At 63.4% G+C, this 18,859-nt stretch carries 18 protein-coding genes; 9 read left to right on the top strand and 9 right to left on the bottom strand.

The annotated features are described in order from the left end of the window. Positions 1 to 70: 70 nt before the first annotated feature. Genes B3T59_RS07475 through B3T59_RS07465 form a run of 3 tightly spaced genes read right to left on the bottom strand, consistent with a single transcriptional unit; the run spans position 71 to position 2,813 of the window. Entirely contained in the window at positions 71 to 721 is a 651-nt protein-coding gene (locus tag B3T59_RS07475) for an acyltransferase (protein WP_287001896.1), read from the bottom strand. Continuing rightward, positions 718 to 1,704 carry a GDP-mannose 4,6-dehydratase gene (locus B3T59_RS07470; RefSeq protein WP_287001895.1) on the bottom strand — a complete coding sequence of 329 codons (987 nt, stop codon included), beginning with the start codon at positions 1,702 to 1,704 and terminating at the stop codon, positions 718 to 720. The genes B3T59_RS07475 and B3T59_RS07470 overlap by 4 nt, the downstream gene beginning before the upstream one ends. Continuing rightward, on the bottom strand, positions 1,701 to 2,813 hold the full coding sequence (locus B3T59_RS07465; RefSeq protein WP_287001894.1) for a glycosyltransferase: 1,113 nt from the start codon (positions 2,811 to 2,813) through the stop codon (positions 1,701 to 1,703). The genes B3T59_RS07470 and B3T59_RS07465 overlap by 4 nt, the downstream gene beginning before the upstream one ends. Before the next feature lie 715 nt (positions 2,814 to 3,528). On the opposite strand from B3T59_RS07465, the gene B3T59_RS07460 reads away from it, so the two are divergent. Both B3T59_RS07460 and B3T59_RS07455 read left to right on the top strand, forming a co-directional pair. Then, positions 3,529 to 4,521: a GDP-mannose 4,6-dehydratase gene (locus B3T59_RS07460; RefSeq protein WP_251723620.1), complete on the top strand. Its 993-nt coding sequence runs from the start codon at positions 3,529 to 3,531 to the stop codon at positions 4,519 to 4,521. Positions 4,522 to 4,802: 281 nt separating this feature from the next. Next, positions 4,803 to 6,557, top strand: coding sequence for a cellulase family glycosylhydrolase (locus B3T59_RS07455; protein ID WP_287001893.1), 1,755 nt, complete (start codon positions 4,803 to 4,805; stop codon positions 6,555 to 6,557). Between the two features lie 25 nt (positions 6,558 to 6,582). Here B3T59_RS07455 and B3T59_RS07450 read toward each other — a convergent pair whose 3' ends face one another. Beyond that, a complete protein-coding gene (locus B3T59_RS07450; RefSeq protein ID WP_287001892.1) occupies positions 6,583 to 7,653 on the bottom strand; it encodes an LLM class F420-dependent oxidoreductase in 1,071 nt (356 codons plus the stop codon). A gap of 301 nt (positions 7,654 to 7,954) precedes the next feature. Here B3T59_RS07450 and B3T59_RS07445 point away from each other — a divergent pair, with 301 nt between their 5' ends. The 5 genes from B3T59_RS07445 (at position 7,955) to menE (ending at position 11,675) form a co-directional block, all read left to right on the top strand. Then, a complete protein-coding gene (locus B3T59_RS07445; RefSeq protein ID WP_287001891.1) occupies positions 7,955 to 9,187 on the top strand; it encodes an inorganic phosphate transporter in 1,233 nt (410 codons plus the stop codon). Between the two features lie 38 nt (positions 9,188 to 9,225). Beyond that, positions 9,226 to 9,510 carry a hypothetical protein gene (locus B3T59_RS07440; protein WP_251723624.1) on the top strand — a complete coding sequence of 95 codons (285 nt, stop codon included), beginning with the start codon at positions 9,226 to 9,228 and terminating at the stop codon, positions 9,508 to 9,510. Positions 9,511 to 9,572: 62 nt separating this feature from the next. Further along, positions 9,573 to 9,896 carry a DUF3349 domain-containing protein gene (locus tag B3T59_RS07435; RefSeq protein ID WP_251723625.1) on the top strand — a complete coding sequence of 108 codons (324 nt, stop codon included), beginning with the start codon at positions 9,573 to 9,575 and terminating at the stop codon, positions 9,894 to 9,896. 116 nt (positions 9,897 to 10,012) lie between these two features. Further along, positions 10,013 to 10,357 carry a DUF3349 domain-containing protein gene (locus B3T59_RS07430; RefSeq protein WP_251723626.1) on the top strand — a complete coding sequence of 115 codons (345 nt, stop codon included), beginning with the start codon at positions 10,013 to 10,015 and terminating at the stop codon, positions 10,355 to 10,357. Between the two features lie 121 nt (positions 10,358 to 10,478). Continuing rightward, complete coding sequence (menE, locus tag B3T59_RS07425) at positions 10,479 to 11,675, top strand: o-succinylbenzoate--CoA ligase (protein ID WP_372495570.1); 1,197 nt, start codon at positions 10,479 to 10,481, stop codon at positions 11,673 to 11,675. Here the strand turns inward: menE and B3T59_RS07420 are convergent. Together B3T59_RS07420 and B3T59_RS07415 are read right to left on the bottom strand one after the other, a co-directional pair. Beyond that, positions 11,668 to 13,074, bottom strand: coding sequence for an alpha/beta hydrolase-fold protein (locus B3T59_RS07420; RefSeq protein WP_422653619.1), 1,407 nt, complete (start codon positions 13,072 to 13,074; stop codon positions 11,668 to 11,670). The two genes, menE and B3T59_RS07420, sit on opposite strands and share 8 nt — an antisense overlap. Before the next feature lie 199 nt (positions 13,075 to 13,273). After that, positions 13,274 to 13,849, bottom strand: a complete 576-nt coding sequence (locus B3T59_RS07415) for a low molecular weight phosphotyrosine protein phosphatase (protein ID WP_285897842.1) — start codon at positions 13,847 to 13,849, stop codon at positions 13,274 to 13,276. A gap of 162 nt (positions 13,850 to 14,011) precedes the next feature. On the opposite strand from B3T59_RS07415, the gene B3T59_RS07410 reads away from it, so the two are divergent. Then, positions 14,012 to 14,377, top strand: a complete 366-nt coding sequence (locus tag B3T59_RS07410; RefSeq protein ID WP_141277072.1) for a histone-like nucleoid-structuring protein Lsr2 — start codon at positions 14,012 to 14,014, stop codon at positions 14,375 to 14,377. A gap of 23 nt (positions 14,378 to 14,400) precedes the next feature. Here the strand turns inward: B3T59_RS07410 and B3T59_RS07405 are convergent, their stop codons facing one another. The 3 genes from B3T59_RS07405 to B3T59_RS07395 form a co-directional block, all read right to left on the bottom strand. Continuing rightward, the gene (locus B3T59_RS07405) at positions 14,401 to 14,829 is read right to left on the bottom strand and encodes a hypothetical protein (protein ID WP_287001889.1); all 429 of its coding nucleotides are present in this window, start codon (positions 14,827 to 14,829) and stop codon (positions 14,401 to 14,403) included. 404 nt (positions 14,830 to 15,233) lie between these two features. Then, on the bottom strand, positions 15,234 to 16,466 hold the full coding sequence (locus B3T59_RS07400; RefSeq protein ID WP_287001888.1) for an HNH endonuclease: 1,233 nt from the start codon (positions 16,464 to 16,466) through the stop codon (positions 15,234 to 15,236). Between the two features lie 619 nt (positions 16,467 to 17,085). Then, complete coding sequence (locus tag B3T59_RS07395; RefSeq protein WP_414652076.1) at positions 17,086 to 17,859, bottom strand: hypothetical protein; 774 nt, start codon at positions 17,857 to 17,859, stop codon at positions 17,086 to 17,088. Positions 17,860 to 18,354: 495 nt separating this feature from the next. Here B3T59_RS07395 and B3T59_RS07390 point away from each other — a divergent pair, with 495 nt between their 5' ends. After that, positions 18,355 to 18,849: a hypothetical protein gene (locus B3T59_RS07390; RefSeq protein WP_287001886.1), complete on the top strand. Its 495-nt coding sequence runs from the start codon at positions 18,355 to 18,357 to the stop codon at positions 18,847 to 18,849. The last annotated feature ends 10 nt before the right edge of the window (positions 18,850 to 18,859 follow it).

Below are 18,859 nucleotides of genomic sequence, written 5' to 3'. Positions count from 1 at the left end.
ATTCACCGGTCCTGCATTCACAGCAGCGGCATCCTCTCCGTGTTCCGATCGCCTCTCCGGGTTCTGATCGTCAGTACAGCAGCGGCCGATAGAACGGCCGATACTGCAACGCATCGGGGTCTCGCATGGAGCGAACCTTCGCAGGCACACCGGCAACCATCTCGAGGTCGTGCACCGACTTCGTCACCAGTGCGCACGCACCAACCACCGCACCTCGACCGATGTCGACGTTCGCGAGCACGGTCGACCGACTTGCCAGCCACACGTAGTCACCGATCCGCACCGGATTGAGAATCGGCGCAAAGGTTGGACTGTTGGGGTCGTGGTGCCCGGCGATGATCTGTGTGTCCGATGCGATCACCACGTTGTCGCCGATCAGAATGCCCGATCGAGCGTCGAACAGGCATCGGAACCCGATGGAGCAGTAGTCGCCGATCCGCACCTGGTCGATGTCGAAGAAGAGGCAGCCACGAAGAATCGATGTGCCCTTCCCGATCTTCGCGCCAAAGGCTCGCAGAAACCCCTGCCGCACAGTGTGCGACGGGATGTGCGTGATCAACGAGTTGTACAGCAGGATGCCGATCCTGTTGCGCGCCTTGCCCAACTTACTGATGTCGTTGAAGTCGTAGCGCGGCGTGAAGTCGTCTCGCTGCGGCAGCGTGATCGTCGGCTCGCTCTGCTCAGAACCCGTTTCATCCTGCCGGGCGCTTTCCACCGTCATGCCATCTCTTTCTGCGCGTAGTGATTGACCATGGACTCTGCGATCTGTTCGAACGTCCGCGTCGGTGCCCAGTTCAACTCGGTACGCAACCGCGTCGAGTCGCCGACGAGCACCGCGGCGTCGTTGGGTCGCCCGAGGTGATCTGCCACCTCGACTCGCTGCGCCCAATCCTCGATACCGACGGATGCGAACGCCGCGGCAACGAAATCGGCGACAGAGTGCAGCGTTCCGGTAGCGACGACGTAGTCCTCGCCGCGTCCGGTCAGTGCGATCCGACGCATCGCATCGACGTAGTCGGGTGCCCACCCCCAGTCACGCTGCGCGCTCAGGTTGCCCAGCGAGAGTGTCTCGGAGCTCCCTGCCGCGATCCGCGCAACTGTTTCCGCGATCCGACCGGTCACAAAGGTGTTGGGCCGCTTCGGCGATTCGTGGTTGAACAAGATCACATTCGACGCGGCGAGTCCCTTGGCCCGGTAGGCAACACACAGCGTGTGACCGAGCGCTTTGGACGCGCCATACGGAGTGATGGGTGCGATCGGTGCCGTCTCGTCGATCGGAACGCGGCCAGAACCCGCGAACACCTCTGCGCTCGACGCGTTGACGAACGTGACGGGTTTACCGGACACGTTCTGAAACCGAAGGGCCTCGGCGACCGCCACAGCTGTGCCCATGGAGTTGGTGCGAGTCGTGCCGACCGGGTCTTCCCACGACCGCGCAACCGATGACACGCCTGCGAGGTGGAAGACGTGATCGGGCCGCACAGCGTCGAACAGCGTTCGCATTCTGTCGGCATCGACCACATCAGCGACGTGGATGCCCACTCTGTTCGCGATCAGTTGTTCGACGGTCTCGTCCCCGATGCTCGGCTTGCGGTGAACCGTACCGTGCACTTCATAACCCTGGGACTTCAGCAACTGGCTCAGATACCAGCCGTCCTGGCCCTCGACACCTGTGATGAGCGCTATCGGCGCTGACGCACTCATGCGTACTGCACCAGCTTGTCGACGTGGTGGCGCATCTGCGAACTGAACATCTCTTCACTGAACTGGGACGTGTGGTTGGCGATCACGCGTGGATCCCATTCGATCTCCTCCAACGAGGACACCGCCTGAGCAATCGAGCGCGGATCGGGATTGTCGAAGTAGACCCCGGTCACGCCTTCGACGACGGTGTCCAAGAACCCACCCCAACGCAGTACGGCGCAGGGCTTCCCGTAGATCGCTCCCTCGAGAGGAGTGAGGCCGTAGTCTTCAAGACTGGCCGCGACCACTGCACGACAGTGCCGATACAGCCACGACATCTGCGCGTCCGAAAGATCCTGAAGGAAGGTCACATTCGGAAGGTTCTTTGCCACAAGCGCATCGCGCTCGGGTCCGCGCCCGACCACGACGAGCTTACGACCGCTACCGGCGAAAGCGTCGAGGACCTTGTCTACGTTCTTGTAGGCCAACAGCCGAGAAACACACAGGTAGAACGAGTCCCCTTCTCGCACAAGTGGCTCGATCTCGCGGACAGACTCCATCGCGGAATCCGGCCGTGCGGTGAGTGTGACCGGCGCCGGCAGCACGGCCGCGTCGAGGCCGTACACGTCGTTGATTCTGCCTGCGACGGCGCGTGAGATGGCGAGGTACTGATCACATTGCGCTGCTGCTCTGCGGTCCCAGCGACGTAGTGATGGCGCCATGAGTGCCAGCGTGACCCGCTTGGCCAGTCCGGCCCCGTCACCGAGATACGCATCGGTCTGGTAGAGCCATCGGGCAGGCGAGTAGCAGTAGACGATCTTGCGCCCGGTCGTCTGAAACCCGTGTGACCAGCCGCTCGAACTCGCGATCACGACATCTGCGTCGATCTTCACCGACCGTGCCGCAGGCGGTAGCGCGAGGAGCGCCGTCCGATGGTTTCGACGCAGGGGGCCCACATGGTTGAGAAAGCTGGGCCGAATGTCCATGGAGGAGAACTCGGGATACGTACCGTCCGCATCGAAGAGGGTGGTGTAGATGGGCGCGTCGGGGAACGCTTTTGCCAGTGCCAAGACGACCTTCTCGGCGCCACCCCTTTGCGTGAGGTAGTCATGAGCTATTGCGAGGCGCATGATTTCTTAGAAACCGCCATTCGTGGACGTTGACTCAAGAGGGCAATACACAGTGTTCTGCTCGGTTCATCGTTGAATCCGAAGATCATCTCCCGATACACACCGCGCAAGCGTAACCCAGTCGCGGAGAGTATTCCTTCCAGCGAGCGGCTCTGACATTAAAATCTGGCAGCCGAGATGCTTGACGCGCGCAGACGACAGAATCGGACATTGTCACCGTCTCCACGTGTCTATCACACCATTCGACCGACGAATCGCGGTCGTTACAGCCATGTGCGGACCATCACGTTTAGCGCTGACATCGACGAATGTCGACGTCACGTTGCGTTTCGCCCCAGCTAATCCCGTGTTTCCATTGAGTGAACAGAAGGGAACATCTGCAGTGCGTCACGCCTGGTTGCCTGCGGTCAGATCGACATTGGAGTGACAAGCAATTCCTATGCAGCCCTCCCGATACCGCAGGTTTCCTGTGAGATTGAGTTAAATGGGCCGCAGGCGTTGAGTTCATATCGTCGCTGATGGCGCGAATGTTTCGCATCTCCTGATACAGTTTTGTCATCGTCTGTGACTACCGCCACTACGGTTGCCGGGGTGGCAGAAATCAGTTGTAATTCAAGCGCGCACACTTTGCAGACCCTGTTGTTGCTCCTGCTTAGTCCAAACACTCAGACGCCGGATCTATACGGCTGCTGGCAAGCATTGAGGTGAACACACGTTGAAAACCGCACTGATCACGGGCGTGACCGGCCAGGACGGGCTCTATCTCTCCGAATTGCTGCATGAGAAGGGTTACGAGGTCTACGGACTGATCCGTGGGCAGAACAACCCCAAGCTGCCGGCACTGCGACGCAGTCACCCGTACGTGAAGATCCTCAGCGGCAATCTTCTCGACCTGGCGAGCCTCATCAGGGCACTGGCAAAGGCTCAGCCCGACGAGGTGTACAACCTCGGTGCGGTGTCGTTTGTCGCATACTCCTGGGACAACGCCGAATTGACAAGTGCAGTAACAGGTCTCGGCGTTCTCAATATGCTCGAGGCCGTACGCTTCTACTCCGACGACTCCGGCAAGGCTGTGCGCTTCTACCAAGCGTCGAGCTCGGAGATGTTCGGCAAGGTGCAAGACGTCCCTCAGCGTGAGTCGACGCTGCTCTGGCCGCGCTCGCCCTACGGCGTCGCCAAGGTCTACGGGCACTACATGACGATCAACTATCGCGAGTCGTACGGCATGCATGCGAGCTCGGGCATTCTGTTCAACCACGAATCCCCGCGGCGCGGGCCTGAATTCGTGACCAGAAAGGTCTCACAGGCCGTGGCACGCATCAGTCTGGGCCTCCAGGACAAGCTGGTTCTGGGCAACTTGGACGCGAAGCGCGACTGGGGCTTCGCCGGAGACTACGTCGACGCGATGTGGAGGATGCTCCAGCAGGACGAGGCCGACGACTATGTCATCTCGACCGGAGAGACGCACACGATTCGCGAGTTGCTCGACGTCGCTTTCGAGACCGTCGGAATCGATGACTGGGAGCGGTACGTCGAGACCGACCCTGCGTTCTTCCGCCCCGCAGAGGTCGACCTCCTCATCGGTGACTCCACCAAGGCGCACGAGAAGCTTGGCTGGAAACCTCGCGTCGACTTCAAGTCGCTGGTCCGGATGATGGTGGAGTCAGACGTCGCCATCGAGTCGCCCAGCCAAGCCGTCGCCATCTGACAGCACGCCGGCCGACACATCGGTCGCCACTCGGCTCCACCTGCTGCACCACCTCAGATGCCCCCGCCTTCACCGGCGGGGGCATCTTTGCGTTGTGGCACGACCCCCGACCTGAAACCGAGACAACCTGAAACCCCTCTGTGAACCCGCAATATGAAACCCCTCCACAAATCCGCAGTCGAATCCGCTCCGCATCGTTCAGTAACCCCCAATTAACTCACCCGAATCGATTTTCGTATCTACTCTGTAGTCAAGGGGGGCAACTGACAGGAATCTGCCCGATGCCCACATCACGTCTTCGTACCAGGTCTTTAACGCTCTGCGCTGCAGCACTACTCGGCACCGCCCTGGTTGCCATCGACTTCCCTGCCGTCTCTCCGGCGGGCAAGTCTTCAATTTCTCAGATCCGCACCGTAACCCTGCCCTACACCATGGCGGCGGTTATCGATGAATCATCAACCACCATCGGCATAGCCGACTCGTCGCTGTACTCGTTGAGCAGTGCCGACATGAACACGACCCTCGACAAGATCCAATCGCTCGGCGTGACCAGCGTGCGGGTGCTCATCCCGTGGGCCAGCGTCGAAAATCGTCAGGGCGTGTACGACTGGACCCAACTCGACCAGCTTGTCAACGCTGCACAGTCACGAGGGATCAGCCTGGTGGCGACGATCGCCGCAACACCGTGGTGGGCAGGCAACATCATCAATGGTCACACTGATCCAGCCGTGTACGCAGGTTTCACGACTGCGGTCGCAACGCGTTACAAGGGCAAGATTTCAGGGTACGAAGTGTGGAACGAGCCCAACTCGACCCTCTTCTACAACCCAATCGATCCTGCCGCTTACACGGCAATGCTCAAGGCCGCCTACGCCGCCATCAAGGCCGCAGACCCTGACGCCGTCGTGATCGCCGGCGTCGTCGGCGCTGCCGTGACGAGCGGCAACACGTTGAACCCCATCGACTTCATCTCTCAGATGTACGCGGCAGGCGCGGCGGGATACTTCAACGCCCTCTCGTACCACCCGTACCAGTACGACGCGTCGTACTCGACGAACGACCATCCGGACGCGCCCTCTCTGCAGATCGCGGCCATCCGAGCGCTGATGACACAATATGGAGACTCCGCGAAGAAGATCTGGATCACCGAGTACGGCCAACCGACCTCCGGCGCGTACACCGAAGCCCAGCAGGCAGCCTTCATCCAGGACTTCATCGAGACCTGGCAGAAGCAGACCGGCGCCGGACCGATCTACATCTACGAGACGCGTGACACCAAGACCGGAGACGGCATCACTGAAGACAATTTCGGACTCTTCCACACCGACTGGACAGCGAAACCAGCAGCTCAGGTCTTGGCGGAACTCATCGCGAAGTATGCATCCGGATCGAACCCGGGTACACCGTCGACCGGCGGCGGGAACACTGGCGGCGGCAACACCGGCGGCGGGAACACTGGCGGCGGAAATACGGGCGGCGGGAATACGGGCGGCGGAACCACGGACCCGTCGACAGCGCTCAACGATGCTCTGCAGCAGATGATGGCCGCTCTGGCCGCACAGTTCCAGCAGATGCTGAACGACTTGGCGGCAGCGCTGGGCAATGCGTACGGCGCTGACGCCGCCACGACCACGACCGTCACAAAGCTTGCCGCACAAGCAAGTAGCGAGACGGTCCCGGCGACAACAACCACGGCGACAACAACCGCCGCGCCGACGGCCACCCCGACGACCACCTCGGCGGCCGCCGCAACTCCGACCACGGCAAGTCCGTCGACGACAAAGACCACCGCGTCGCCGAGTGCAACCGCAACGCCCACGGCTACTGCAACTGCAACACCCACGGCGACTGCGACTGCAACGTCCAAGCCAACCGCAACACCGACAGTTACGGCAACTGCAACAGCCACGGCAACCGCGACACCCACGGCAACGGCGACACCCAAGGTGACGGCAACGGCAACGCCGACCGCTACACAAACGGCAGCAGCAACCGCAACCAAGAGCTCGGCGGGCACATCAACGAAAACCAACTGACCGCTGAATGCGGACGAAGGCTGGCTCAGCTCGCGAAGATCTCCGCGAGCTGAGCCATGTCTTCGACCCGCTCCTTATGCGTCGGCGCCACCGGAGCAGCGAGGATGCACGTGACACCCGCCGCGCGGAACGCCGCGACGCGCTCGGCCACCAGCGAACGCGGACCGATCAGGCTCATCGCTTCGACCAGATCTGCGGGAACCGCCGCGGCAGCCTCGACCTTCTTGCCGTCGAGGTAGAGGTCCTGGATCTCCTTGGCCGCGTCGGCGTAGCCGTAACGGACGGTGAGCTGGTTGTAGAAGTTCTTCCCGCGCGCGCCCATGCCGCCGATGTAGAGCGCCGCCTGGTGCCGAACCATCTGCGACGCGTTCTCGATCTGCTCGGCGTCCTCGGTCACCCGTGCGGTTGCCTGCACCACAATTCCCAGCTCGGGCAGCGAAGGATCGCGCTTCGCCTTGCCCGCTGCCAGCGGTTCACCGAACGCGACGTCGACGTGCTCGGGGTGGAACAGGAAGGGCTGGAACTCCTCGAACATCTCGGCCGCGAGTTCGGTGTTCTTCGGACCGATAGCAGCGAGCAACATCGGAATGTTCTCGCGGACAGGATGATTGATGATCTTCAGCGGCTTGCCAAGCCCTGTGCCGCCGTCCTCCTTGGTGAACGGCAGCGTGTAGTGCTTGCCTCGGTACTCCGTCTTCTCCCGACGCCAGATCAGTCGACAGATGTCGGCGTTCTCACGCGCGCGCCCCACCGGGTAGTCGTACTTCACACCGTGGAAGCCCTCGATCACCTGCGGCCCCGACGCGCCGATACCCAGCACGAAGCGACCACCACTGATGAAGTCGAGCCCCGCCGCGGTCATCGCCAAGTTCGACGGTGTGCGCGAGTACATCGGCAGGATCGCCGACTGCAGCTCCATCTTCTCGGTGCGCGCTGCGATGTAGCCGAGCTGGCTCACGGCGTCGAAGCTGTATGCCTCGGGCACCGCGATTCGAGCGACACCCGCCGACTCGAAGTCGACGAGGTTGTCGATCGTCTCGCGAAAATCACCGGCGTAATTGATGGGCATACCGAGCTTGATGGCAGAAGCGGTCATGGTTTCGGATTCTTCCACAGCGCCCCCACCGCTTGTCGAGACCCGCCCGAGCGCTCGCTCGCCCCCACTGCTGGTCGAGTGCCCCGCCCGCTGGTCGAGCGCCCCGCCCGCTGGTCGAGCTTGTCGAGACCCCCAACGCACAAAAATCGGACATTAGCCGGGCAAATGGTGTCCGCCCACGGTCGGTTCGGTGAACACTAGGTGAACACCGTGTGCGGATAGGCAAACCCGCAGGTCACAAACATACGGCAGTCGAACGTAATTTAGGCGAATCCTTAACCCGGGCATCATGATATTGCCCATGAGCGGAGAGATGCTTGTCCTCGTGTTGCTGGTCATCACAGCACTTGGCTTCGACTTCACCAACGGATTCCATGACACCGGAAACGCCATGGCGACCTCCATCGCCACCGGCGCACTCAAGCCCAAGGTTGCGGTCACAATCGCAGCCATCCTCAACCTGGTCGGCGCGTTCCTCTCGGTCGAGGTCGCGGCGACAATCACCAAGAACATTCTTCATCTGCAGGACAAGTCCGGAAATCTCATCTCCGGCATCGACGTCAACGAGGCCCTGCTGATCATCTTCGCCGGCCTCGTCGGCGGCATTCTCTGGAACCTCTTCACCTGGCTGTTCGGTCTGCCGTCGAGCTCGAGCCACGCGCTGTTCGGCGGGCTCATCGGCTCGGGCATCGCGGCCCTCGGCATGAGCGGCATCGACTGGCACGGCGTGCTCTCGAAGGTCATCATCCCCGCACTCGCCTCACCGTTCATCGCGTGTGCGGTGGCCGCGGTAGGTACCTGGATCATCTTCAGGATCACCGCCAAGATCCTGGTTTCCAAGCAGGAGAAGGGCTTCCGTTCGGGCCAGATCGTCACTGCGTCCCTGGTCTCCCTCGCTCACGGCACCGGCGACGCACAGAAGACCATGGGCGTCATCGCGCTGGCCCTGATCAGCACCGGCCACCTGAGCGCATCGTCGGTCAAGCACGGCCTGCCGATCTGGGTGGTCGTCAGCTGCGCGGGCGCCATCGCACTCGGCACCTACCTCGGCGGGTGGCGCATCATCCGTACGCTCGGCAAGGGCCTCGTCGAGATCAGCTCCCCGCAGGGTATGGCCGCCGAGGCCAGCTCCGCCGCGATCATCCTGACCAGCTCGGCAGCAGGCATGGCGCTGTCGACCACTCAGGTCGCCACCGGCTCCATCCTCGGCTCGGGTGTCGGCAAGAAGGGCGCCCAGGTCCGCTGGGCTGTCGCGGGTCGCATGGTCATCGCCTGGGTCACCACGCTTCCGGCCGCCGGCCTCGTCGGCGCGATCTGCTACGGCCTCGGCCACCTGCTCGGCGATGTCGTCGGCGCGGTCGTCATCTTCGTCTTGCTGGTCGCGGCGTCGGCCTACATGTACTGGCGTGCACAGCAGAACAAGGTCGATTCCAACAACGTCAACGACGAATGGGACGAAGAGACCAACTCGATCATCCCGCCGAGCGTGCAGGACGGTCCGCGTCAGGTTCCCGACCCGACAGCGATGACCTAGTCCGCCCCCGCGACACAGACGACTGAAGGAAAAATCTCATGGACATCGTCGAATCAATCCTCAAGGTCTTCGCAATCGGTCTGGTGCTCGGCGCGGGTCTGCCCGCACTGTTCGCGGTCGGCATGGTGTGCGAGGCACGCGGCGAAGGTGGAGTCAACGCAGACGGCACCACGTCGGCCCCCAATCCGGCGCTGCGAGCGCTGGGCTACGTCCTGTTCGCGATCGTCGCGGCTGTGATCGTCATCGGCCTGCTGTGGATCTGCCGCCAGACGCTCAACTACTACTTCGACATCAAGCTCTTCCCGTCGTGGGCGTACAAGTAGGCCCGGGCAGCTAGTGCACCTCCTCGCCACTCGACACACCGACGTTCGAACCGGAAGGCAACATGGCTAACGCATCACTGTTCGAATCCGCCGTCAACTGGATTCGCAAGGGATATCCGGAAGGCATCCCGCCCACCGATTTTCCGCCACTGCTGGCGCTGCTGACCAAGGTGCTCGACGAGGATCAGATCATGCGCGTGTGCATGCAGCTGGCCGCCGAGCAGGGACTGGGCGCGCCTCTCACCGAGGAACAGATCAGGAACGCGATCGGTGTCGTGTCTGATGAGCCACCCACCGAGTACGAGGTGAATCAGGTTGCTGCGCGGCTGGCCGCGGTCGGCTGGCCCCTGGCGTCTGAATCCGAGGCCTCCAGCAACGTCATCTGACAATCTGTCACAAGTCACTGTCACTCGGTCCGCGCCTGCCATGAGCAGGCGCGGACCGATTAGAATCGCAGACTGAGAACCACGAGGAAATCTGAGTGTGCGTGAGGGGGAACGGCGTGGCCGATCGGCCGCAATTTCTGAAGAAGATCATCGATTGGCTGCGCGCGGGGTATCCCGACGGCGTCCCCACCGATGACTACATCCCCCTCGTCGCACTGCTTCGTCGCCAACTGAGTGAAGACGAGGTCGACGAGGTCTCTGGCGAACTCATCCGCGAGTCGGCGCCGCCCCCCGAGCCGATCTCCAAGATCGACGCCGGGGTCAAGATCTCCAAGGTCACCCACGAGCTGCCCCACGAGGCCGACATCGAGCGCGTCCGCACCTACCTCGAATCGCGCGGCTGGCCGTTCGACGACCATCCCCTCGACCCGCCACCGTCCGACGGCGTCGAGCCGGAGTAGTTTTGCTGCGGTGACCCGCATCCTGCGACCACTCCCCCTCCCCGCCGACGCGGCGGTCCTGGGCCTGCGCGACGCCCTACTCGCGCTGGTCACTACTCAACCACCGCTCGAGCCCCAACCGCTGGTTGAGCCCGCCGCGAGCGAAGCGAGCAGCGGTGTCGAAACCAGCCCTACCGCGATCCCCTCGCTAGTTGAGCCCGCCGCGAGCGAAGCGAGCAGCGGTGTCGAAACCAGCGCCCCAGCCGCCCTCCCAACTCCCGCCGCCGACCCCGCGCAGGCCGCGCGCCTCGCCGCCGCCCTCGCAGCGGGAGAACCCATCGACGATCACATCTCACTCGTCATCTCCACCTCGGGCACAACCGGCACCCCCAAGGGCGCGCAGCACTCCCCCGCAACTCTCGCTGCCTCCGCGGCCGCGACGCACAAATACCTTGGTGGACCGGGCAATTGGCTGCTCGCACTCGCGCCGCACCACATCGCCGGCCTCCAGGTCTTACTCCGCGCATTCGCGGCAGGTTGCACACCGGGCGTCCTCGACCTTTCGTCCGGTTTCAACCCCGACGCCTTCGCCGACGCCCTCGACGCCCTCGACGGTCCGCGCCGCTACACCTCGCTGGTCCCCACACAGCTGATCAAAGTGCTCGACTCCCCGCGCGCCACCGCAGCACTCCGCACAGCCGATGCGCTTCTCGTCGGCGGCGCGGCGACACCCGCACCCCTGCTGCGCCGCGCACTCGACGCCGGGCTCCCGATCATCCGGACCTATGGCATGAGCGAGACCGGCGGCGGCTGCGTCTACGACGGCATCCCCCTCGACGGCGTCACCATCACACTCCTCGACCCCAACCCCGAAGGCGTTGGGCGCGTGGCACTCTCGGGCCCGATGGTCGCGCACGGTTATCGCAACCTCCCCGACCATCCGGTGTTCACGCTGACGCCAGACGCCAGAACCTTCCTCACCGACGACCTCGGCCGCCTCGACGACGGCGTGCTGAGCATCATCGGCCGCGCCGACGAAGCGATCACCACCGGCGGACTCACAGTGGTGCCGCAGGTGGTCGAGGCCGTGATCCTCGACGACGATTCCGTACGCGAGTGCGCCGTCGTCGGACTACCCGACGAGCGGCTCGGCGAAAAGGTCGTCGCCTTCGTCGTCCCTTCTGACACAACCAGATTCGACGCCGAGCGCATTCGCGGCGCCGTCGTCGAGCGACTCGACCGCTACGCCGCGCCCCGCGACGTCATCGAGATCGACGAACTCCCCTTACGCGGGCCAGGCAAGGTCGACCGCCGCGCGCTGCGGGCCCGTTTCAGTTGATCTGGTGCGTTCCTGCGCCGACCGCCGGTTCACCACCCGACTGCTTCGCCGCCCCTGAGGTCGCGGGCACACTGGGGCTGGCAGAAGGCGACGCATCAGGCGCCTGCTGATCGTCGGGATTCCCCGCATCGCCCGCTGACGATGCCGCGTCCTCGGATTCGTGCTCAGCGACCTCGGTGACCGGCGCTTCAACTGCCGCAGCGGGCGCGGGTTCAGCAACGCTCGGCGGCGGCGAATCCGTGACGACGGCACCCTCCGCGGGAGTCGCCGCGGTCTCGTCATGCACCACGGACGCCGACACCGGAGTCGGCTCCGCTTGCACCGCAGCAAGAGTCGCCGGGGTGGGACTCGCCGGCTGCACCTGCTCGGTCGCCGATTTCGCCCGCGAGGAGGCCAGTGCATCCTCGATCGCTTGTGCGTCGCTCTCGGCACTGGCCGACCACGCATACCAATTGTGGGTGCCGTTGGTGAAGTGATAGTCGACGGGCAGCCCCTGCGCTCGCGTCTGGGCTTGGAGAAGCAACGTCGATACATACGACGCCACTTCCAGGCCGACGCCCAACACCAACCCGCTCAGCGCTGCCGGGACCACTGCAGGTAAGAGTCCGATCACTTTGCTCGGGTCCTCTTCCCAGGTTTCCTGGATCAGCGAGAAGAGCGACGTCAGTTCATGCAGCGTCGGAATGCCGTTCCCCGAGGAGAGAATCACAGTCTGCCCGTTGGCCGCAGCTTCGGAGATACGCGTGGAGACGTCGTTCTCGGCCCACGCGTTTCCTGCGCTGAACGGTAGCCCCCACATGGCCGACAGACCGTTGTCGATGTTGGCTCGGAGAATCTGGATCAGTGGGATGGCGATCCAACCGAATGGCGAATTCGTCTGGTAATAGCCCGAATACGAGCGAATCACCGAAAACACGTCCGGATGATTCAACCCGATGATCACCGCAGGAGCACCGGACATCGACACGCCGACAATCGCGTTGTTCGTGGTGCCGATGTCGAAGTTGTCTGCGAGGTACCCCGGCAGTTCCTCACCGACGAAGGTGTCCCACTGTGGGGCTGTACTCGCGCCCGTCGGCGCCTGCTGCCAATTGGTCATCCATTGACCAGCACCGCTNNTGGTGCTGTACGTGTCGACGGCACCTGCCGCAGGCAACGCCCAAGAGCTGTACTCCGGATTCGAGCCGAGTCCGTCGAGAAAGTACACGCCCTGCTCGGTGCTGCCGGGGGCATTGCTCGACGGTCGCACCTGCACGGTCACGTCCTGCCCCAGCGACGTCGAACTGAAGGTGCACGTCTGGATGTGCTGGGCTTCTTCCTCGGTTGTGCGCCACACACATCCATCTCGAAGCCGATCAGGGTCGACGGCCAGGGCTGGCCCAGCAAGCCCAAGGCCCATGGTGGCCGCAGTACAGGCTGCCACTGCCGCCACGAGCACGACACGTCGTCGACGAACACCGCTGAATTCTGCATTGCCCCGCATCCGAGGTCCCTCCCTCTCGATGCAGGCAATGAAACCACGCCGAGCGACGCCTCGGGGTCAAAACGCCTCGGGGTCAAAACCCTGCCTCAAACCCCCTGTCTCCTACACCTCGGGGTTATGTGCGCGCGACCCACTCCACGACGCTGTCAACCCGCGGCACCACCTCGCCGTAGACGCGCTCGAAATCCGATTTAGGGCGACCCATCGGGTCGAGGATGTCCAGATGCGCCGAGTTTGTATCGATTCGACCGCGTGCCGCCATCAGCGTGTCGATACTCGGCGCGGCGTCGAATTCTCCCGGTACTGAGCCTTCCCCTGCACCACCGCTCCGCGGATCGCGGTCGAGGATCGATACCAATTCGACGAATTCGACGAGCGTGAACATCCGCTTCCATCGCACAGGCAACATTCGCTGACACGCGGCTCGATGCTCGCGCGTCATGCAGAGCACCAGATCGGCAGACTGGAGAATCCTCGGCTGTAGATATCGCGAAACGAAACCCGTTGCATCAAAGCCATTTTCAGCGAGAACCTCCACCGCGTGCGGATGCATTGGTTGGCCATTGAGCGCTCCCACACCGGCACTCGACACACCGAGGTCGACGCCGCGGGTAGCTGCCCTGACGCGGCATGTCCGTTCAGCCATAGGTGACCGGCAGATGTTGCCGGTACACACGAAAAGAGCGTCCATGCCGCCACCTTATCGCGATCACCGAAATCGGCTTACGCCAGCAACACTGTGCCGCTGATATACCGTATGCGCGCTATTGAAGAAGATATTCATCAACGGCGCTGACGGGAAATTACCGTGTCCGTCCCTCGTGCGGACGACGACATCAGTTAACCTCGCTGTATGGCAACCATCCGCTCTGTCGCATTTGTTGATGATCTCGATGGTCGGGAGATCGAACTCGACGACGTCCACACGGTGTTGTGGTCATGGCTCGGCGTCGAGTATCAGCTCGACATTTCCAGCGCCAACCTCGACAAGGTCGAGAACGGCCGCGTCACCGTCGCGAAACTCTTGGAGGCTTCCACGAGGATCGGCGGCCGCAAGCAGTCCACGGCTCCGCGCGTGACCACCAAGAAGCCATCGTCGCCTAAGGCGGCGGCTTCGACGAGCGATATTCGTGAATGGGCGATCGAAGAGGGCTACGAGGTGGGCCCGCGTGGTCGTCTGCCCAAGGAGATCGTCGAAGCATACGAAGCCGCTCACTGAGCCGTATGGCTCGGGGGTCTGGATCAGATCCCCGAGCACGAACTCCCCAGGTCCAACCGCCGACCCACATCGGCTCCACGCACTTTCCACGGCGAATCTCCCTGCCGCGCCCCGAGAACAAAGCGCCCCTCGACGACGGGGCTCCAGTGGAATATCGCGACATGCCGGTGCGGCACCACGTCGAAGGTGAATCGCAGTAGTTTCCCGTTGGCAAGCCGCGTCGGCTGACGGACCGAGAACGTCACCGGGTCGTCATTGGTCACGCGCGCGGTGAGCGTATAGGTGCATCCGGCGCCGTATTTACCCGTTCCGCCCGGTTGTGCGATCGTCAAGATGCGCACCGCCGCGTCAGCGTTTCCAGGCACCAGTCCGGCGGCTCCCATAGCAATCGCAGCGACCACCGTCGCCCGAGCAGCCACGCGTCGGAGCCCGGTACGCGTCTTCGATGTCATCCACTCTCCCCGTGTGTGTCGACGTCTGCGCCGTGCTCAGACTATCGACACCGTGCGACATATCTGGGATTCATCGCGTTTGCCGAGTGTGGCCCGGCTCGTCGCGTTGACCGCCGCAGGCGTGCCGGGGCGAGACAACTGCGCCCATCGGCCGGTGGTGATAGGACACGACTCCCGGATGGCCCATCACGCGCACTTCCTCCACCACGCTCGTCACATGTGGGCTACGAGCTCGTTCTGATGCAGGGTCGTGAGCCCTGTGCCGGTGGATGCGCGACAGCGCACACGCGTCAGTGATTGGTCGACCCGTTCGGTCTCTCACGTGCTGAGGAGTGCCGTCGTGTCGCGGCATCCGAGGCGTTGTTATGGAGTTCTCAAGGGACGATGGGTGCGGCTGTTGTGTTCTAGGCGGCGACGTCGTCGAGGCGGAGGGTTCTTCGGTTGTAGGCAGGTAGCGGTGTGCGCCGCGGGTCGACGCCGACCGGTGGGATGAGCCACGGGTGGCGGTCGTGACCCATCACGACTTCCCAGTCGCTGGCATGAATCTGCGCGTGGCAGGAGGGGCACAGTAGGCATCCGTTGTCGAGATCGGTTGTGCCGCCGTCGATCCAATGGCGGAGGTGGTGCACATGCGACCATGAGGCAGGCCCTCCGCACTTCACACAGCATTCATCGCGGATGACAATCGCCTTGCGGAGGTGAGGCGGGAACAGGCGTTTGCTGCGGCCCATTTCCAGGGGCACCGTCTCGCCGTCGATGACGACCTCGGTGAGTGAGGTGTCGCAGGCGAGTATGCGCGCGGTCAGGTCGGTGACGGGTCCGACCCATGGCAAGCGTGCAGGGTCTGGGGTGTCGGCGTGGACCAACAACGCGAGAGTGGTTGTGGGTGCAGTGACGAATGGTGTGTCGATGGTGGCGGCGAGGTCGAGGATCTGTTCGAGGGCTTCGGTGCGCCGTTGCCCGCTGGAACGACTGTCGGGTGAGCCGTCGGGCTCGGGACGTTCCGCGGACAGGGAATCGATTGCGGTAGTGAGCTTTTCGGCGATAATCAGGTCGAGGTCGCCACGGATCTCGGTGCGTCCGTCGCTGTTCTGGGTGATGGAGAGCGAATTGATGGTGCGGTCTTCGGCTGCGGGTACGCCGCCGCGCTCGTGGGAATGCTCGTTGGCTCTGCTGCGGGCGACGTCGGCGATTTCTCGTGGTTTGGCTCCCGACATCGCCTGCGCGATGAGGGCACTCTCATGGGCTCCTCGCTCGTCGGTGGAAAGCTTGTCGGGTGAACGCTTTTCGATGTGGGTGAGTCCAGACACGATCGCCGAGGTGTGCTCGCCGGAGAACACGCCGTCTTCGACGTATCCGGGCAGTCGGTCGAGTCGTCCGACGGCCTCACCGACCTGCAGCCAGCGCGACGCGGTGGCGGGTGACGCGCCCATGTCCATCAGTAGGACACGTGTCTTGCCGCCCGGCCCGGCCACTGCGAGCCTGTCCATCGCGGTGGCGTGCATGCAGAGCAGATAGTCGACAATGTTGCGCATGGTCATCAGTGTCTTTGTCGCGTCGTAGATTTCGCGTCCGGTGGCGTCGTCGGCGAGGTGGACGTCGCGGAGCTGATCGAGGAGTCTGGTGAGGAGGGGCATATGTCCACTATGCGACGAACAGGTGTTCGAGTCAATGATTTTCGGGGAGAAATCTGAACGAAACCCGCTGCACAGCAACATGTTTCGAGTGTGTAGACGGTCTCCGCTGCCAATTGTAGCGACCGCCTGTGACACTTTCGGAGCGTCGGATCCGGTTGTCCACATTTCCACAATCGCGACGAGGTCGGCGGTGTTTGCGTGGTAGCCGGCGCAGGATTGGCGCGCAGTTTTCTGCAACGTCCGCTGTCGGGTTGCTGTGCGCTGCGTGGCGTTACTGCGAACGGTGGCCTGCCGTCCGAGACGCATACGGACGGTGGCATAACGAGCGTCAGCGGAGGAGGCCCTTCCCCGCTGGTTGAGCCGGCCGCAAGCGCAGCGAGCAGCCGAGTCGAAGCCAGCTCAAGAATCCGCGCGCGCCCACCACCCCCGGACCGCTGGTTGAGCCGGCCGCGAGCGCAGCGAGCAGCCTTGTCGAAGCCAGCTCACAAATCCGCCCGCGCCCACACCCCTCCCCCGCTGGTTGAGCGCCTCCCCCGCCGGCCGAGCTTCCCCGCCGGTCGAACCGGACCCGCTGGTTGAGCCGGCCGCGAGCGCAGCGAGCAGCCGTGTCGAAGCCAGCTCACAGATCCGCGCGCGCCGACCACCCCGGGCTCGGGCTCATCGGGGCCCACGGCCGCTCCCCGCGGGCCGCAGCCCGATTCGGCACAGCCGCAGGCACATTCGACGCGCAGGCCTGCTGGTCAGCCGTCGGCGTCGGATACACCGCGGCGAAGTCATACCGCGACGCATACCACCCACCGAAGACATCACCGCCCGGCGTGCGCTGCGTCCCACGCACCTTGATCGGCGGTGCGGCGGCCTGCTGCCGGAAGTCGATCTCGACGGGCCGCGGAGTATCAACCCGAGAACTCCACGCCGACGTTCCGCTCCCATCGCGCACCGACGAATACCCGTAGCGGCACAGCACGATTCGCGTCCCGAACGCGGAGTCCTCCCGACGCAGCGGGGAGAAGAACACCGTCCCCACCGACGGCGTGGCATCCGACACCTTCGACGGGTAGACGGTCAACATCTGCGCAATGTTCGACGGCGCCGCGTCGGAAAACCCGGGATACCCCCAACTCGCTGATTGAGCGGCATTCGCGATCTCGAAGGATTCGACAAAAGCCCGCACAAACGTACCCTCCGGGCCGGACAGATCGAGGATGTCTCCAGCCAGCCACCGGAACGTCGTGTTGAAGTCGGCGGGGATGTGGTCGCTCGGCGAAGGGGGCGCTGGGACCGCGGTACCCGACTGCGTCTGTACACCGCAGCCCACCAGCGCGACGAGTAGGCACAGGGCGGCCGACACTGTTGCGATCACTCCGCGATGCTGCTGCGCCACGACGATCACCCCTTCGGCATAGGACCCCGGGTTGTCGGCTTAGTTGCAGGGTAGGCACCGAGTGGCTGTCACACGGGCAGCACCGAGCGTCAGAAAGGCGTAGATAATGCAACAGATTGGATAAGGCGCCGACCAGCCGCGATGCCGACCAACCGCTGGTTGAGCCCTCCCGCTGGTTGAGCCGGCCGCGAGCGCAGCGAGCAGCCGAGTCGAAGCCAGCACCCCACCCCCAACCCCGGGCCACGGCCGTCGGCCCACACGCCAGAGCCATATCGCCGACGCCCAGAACCCTCACATCTGCGGATTTGAGTTGTCATACCGCACATGTACGGTTGACCGTCGGCAACTCCAGTGTCAAATCTATGAAAACACCAGGCGGCGGGCGGTTTCCGTGTTGACAACCAGTACCTGCCGTGACAATCTATGAGGCAATTCTTAGCTCGCGCTAAGGGAGCTCCACATTGATGTGGACGCCTAATCACTTTGGAGTACACAGGAGGCCTGATGGCTACTGCAGTCGCGTCCACGTTCGCACCCGAACGCCGCTTCTCGACGAGGGTCAAGCTCGGTGTTGCTGCCGCGTCGATCGCCACGGCGGCGGCGTTCACCCCGGCAGTTGTCCACTCCGCCCCGATTGCCGACGCCGCACCGGCGCAGGTCGCGATGATCACCAAGGGTGTGCCCTACGTGGTCAGCGCTGCCACCGCGCGTAGCGCAGCCGCTCCGAGCGTCGCCGCGCGGAGCCTCAGCGATTGCCTGCCGAACCAACTCGGCTGCTATCTGATCGAAGGCTTCAAGACCGCGGGTGCGCAGTTCCGCCAGGGCCCCGCGTACTGGGCCAAGGGCGTTGCCACCATCGTCGGTACCACGACGTACGTCGCACTCACGAGGACCGGCCAGATCTTCAAAGCGTTTGGCCTCAGTCGAATTGGCGGAATATTCACCTTCATCGCCAACGTCATCGCCAACATCACCAAGGTCGGCCCGTACCATTCCTAATCAGTCGTAG

It is taken from the genome of Gordonia sp. UBA7860 (genome assembly GCF_002500165.1).
Taxonomy (GTDB): Bacteria; Actinomycetota; Actinomycetes; order Mycobacteriales; family Mycobacteriaceae; genus Gordonia; species Gordonia sputi.
This window is presented reverse-complemented; position numbering and strand designations above follow the sequence as displayed.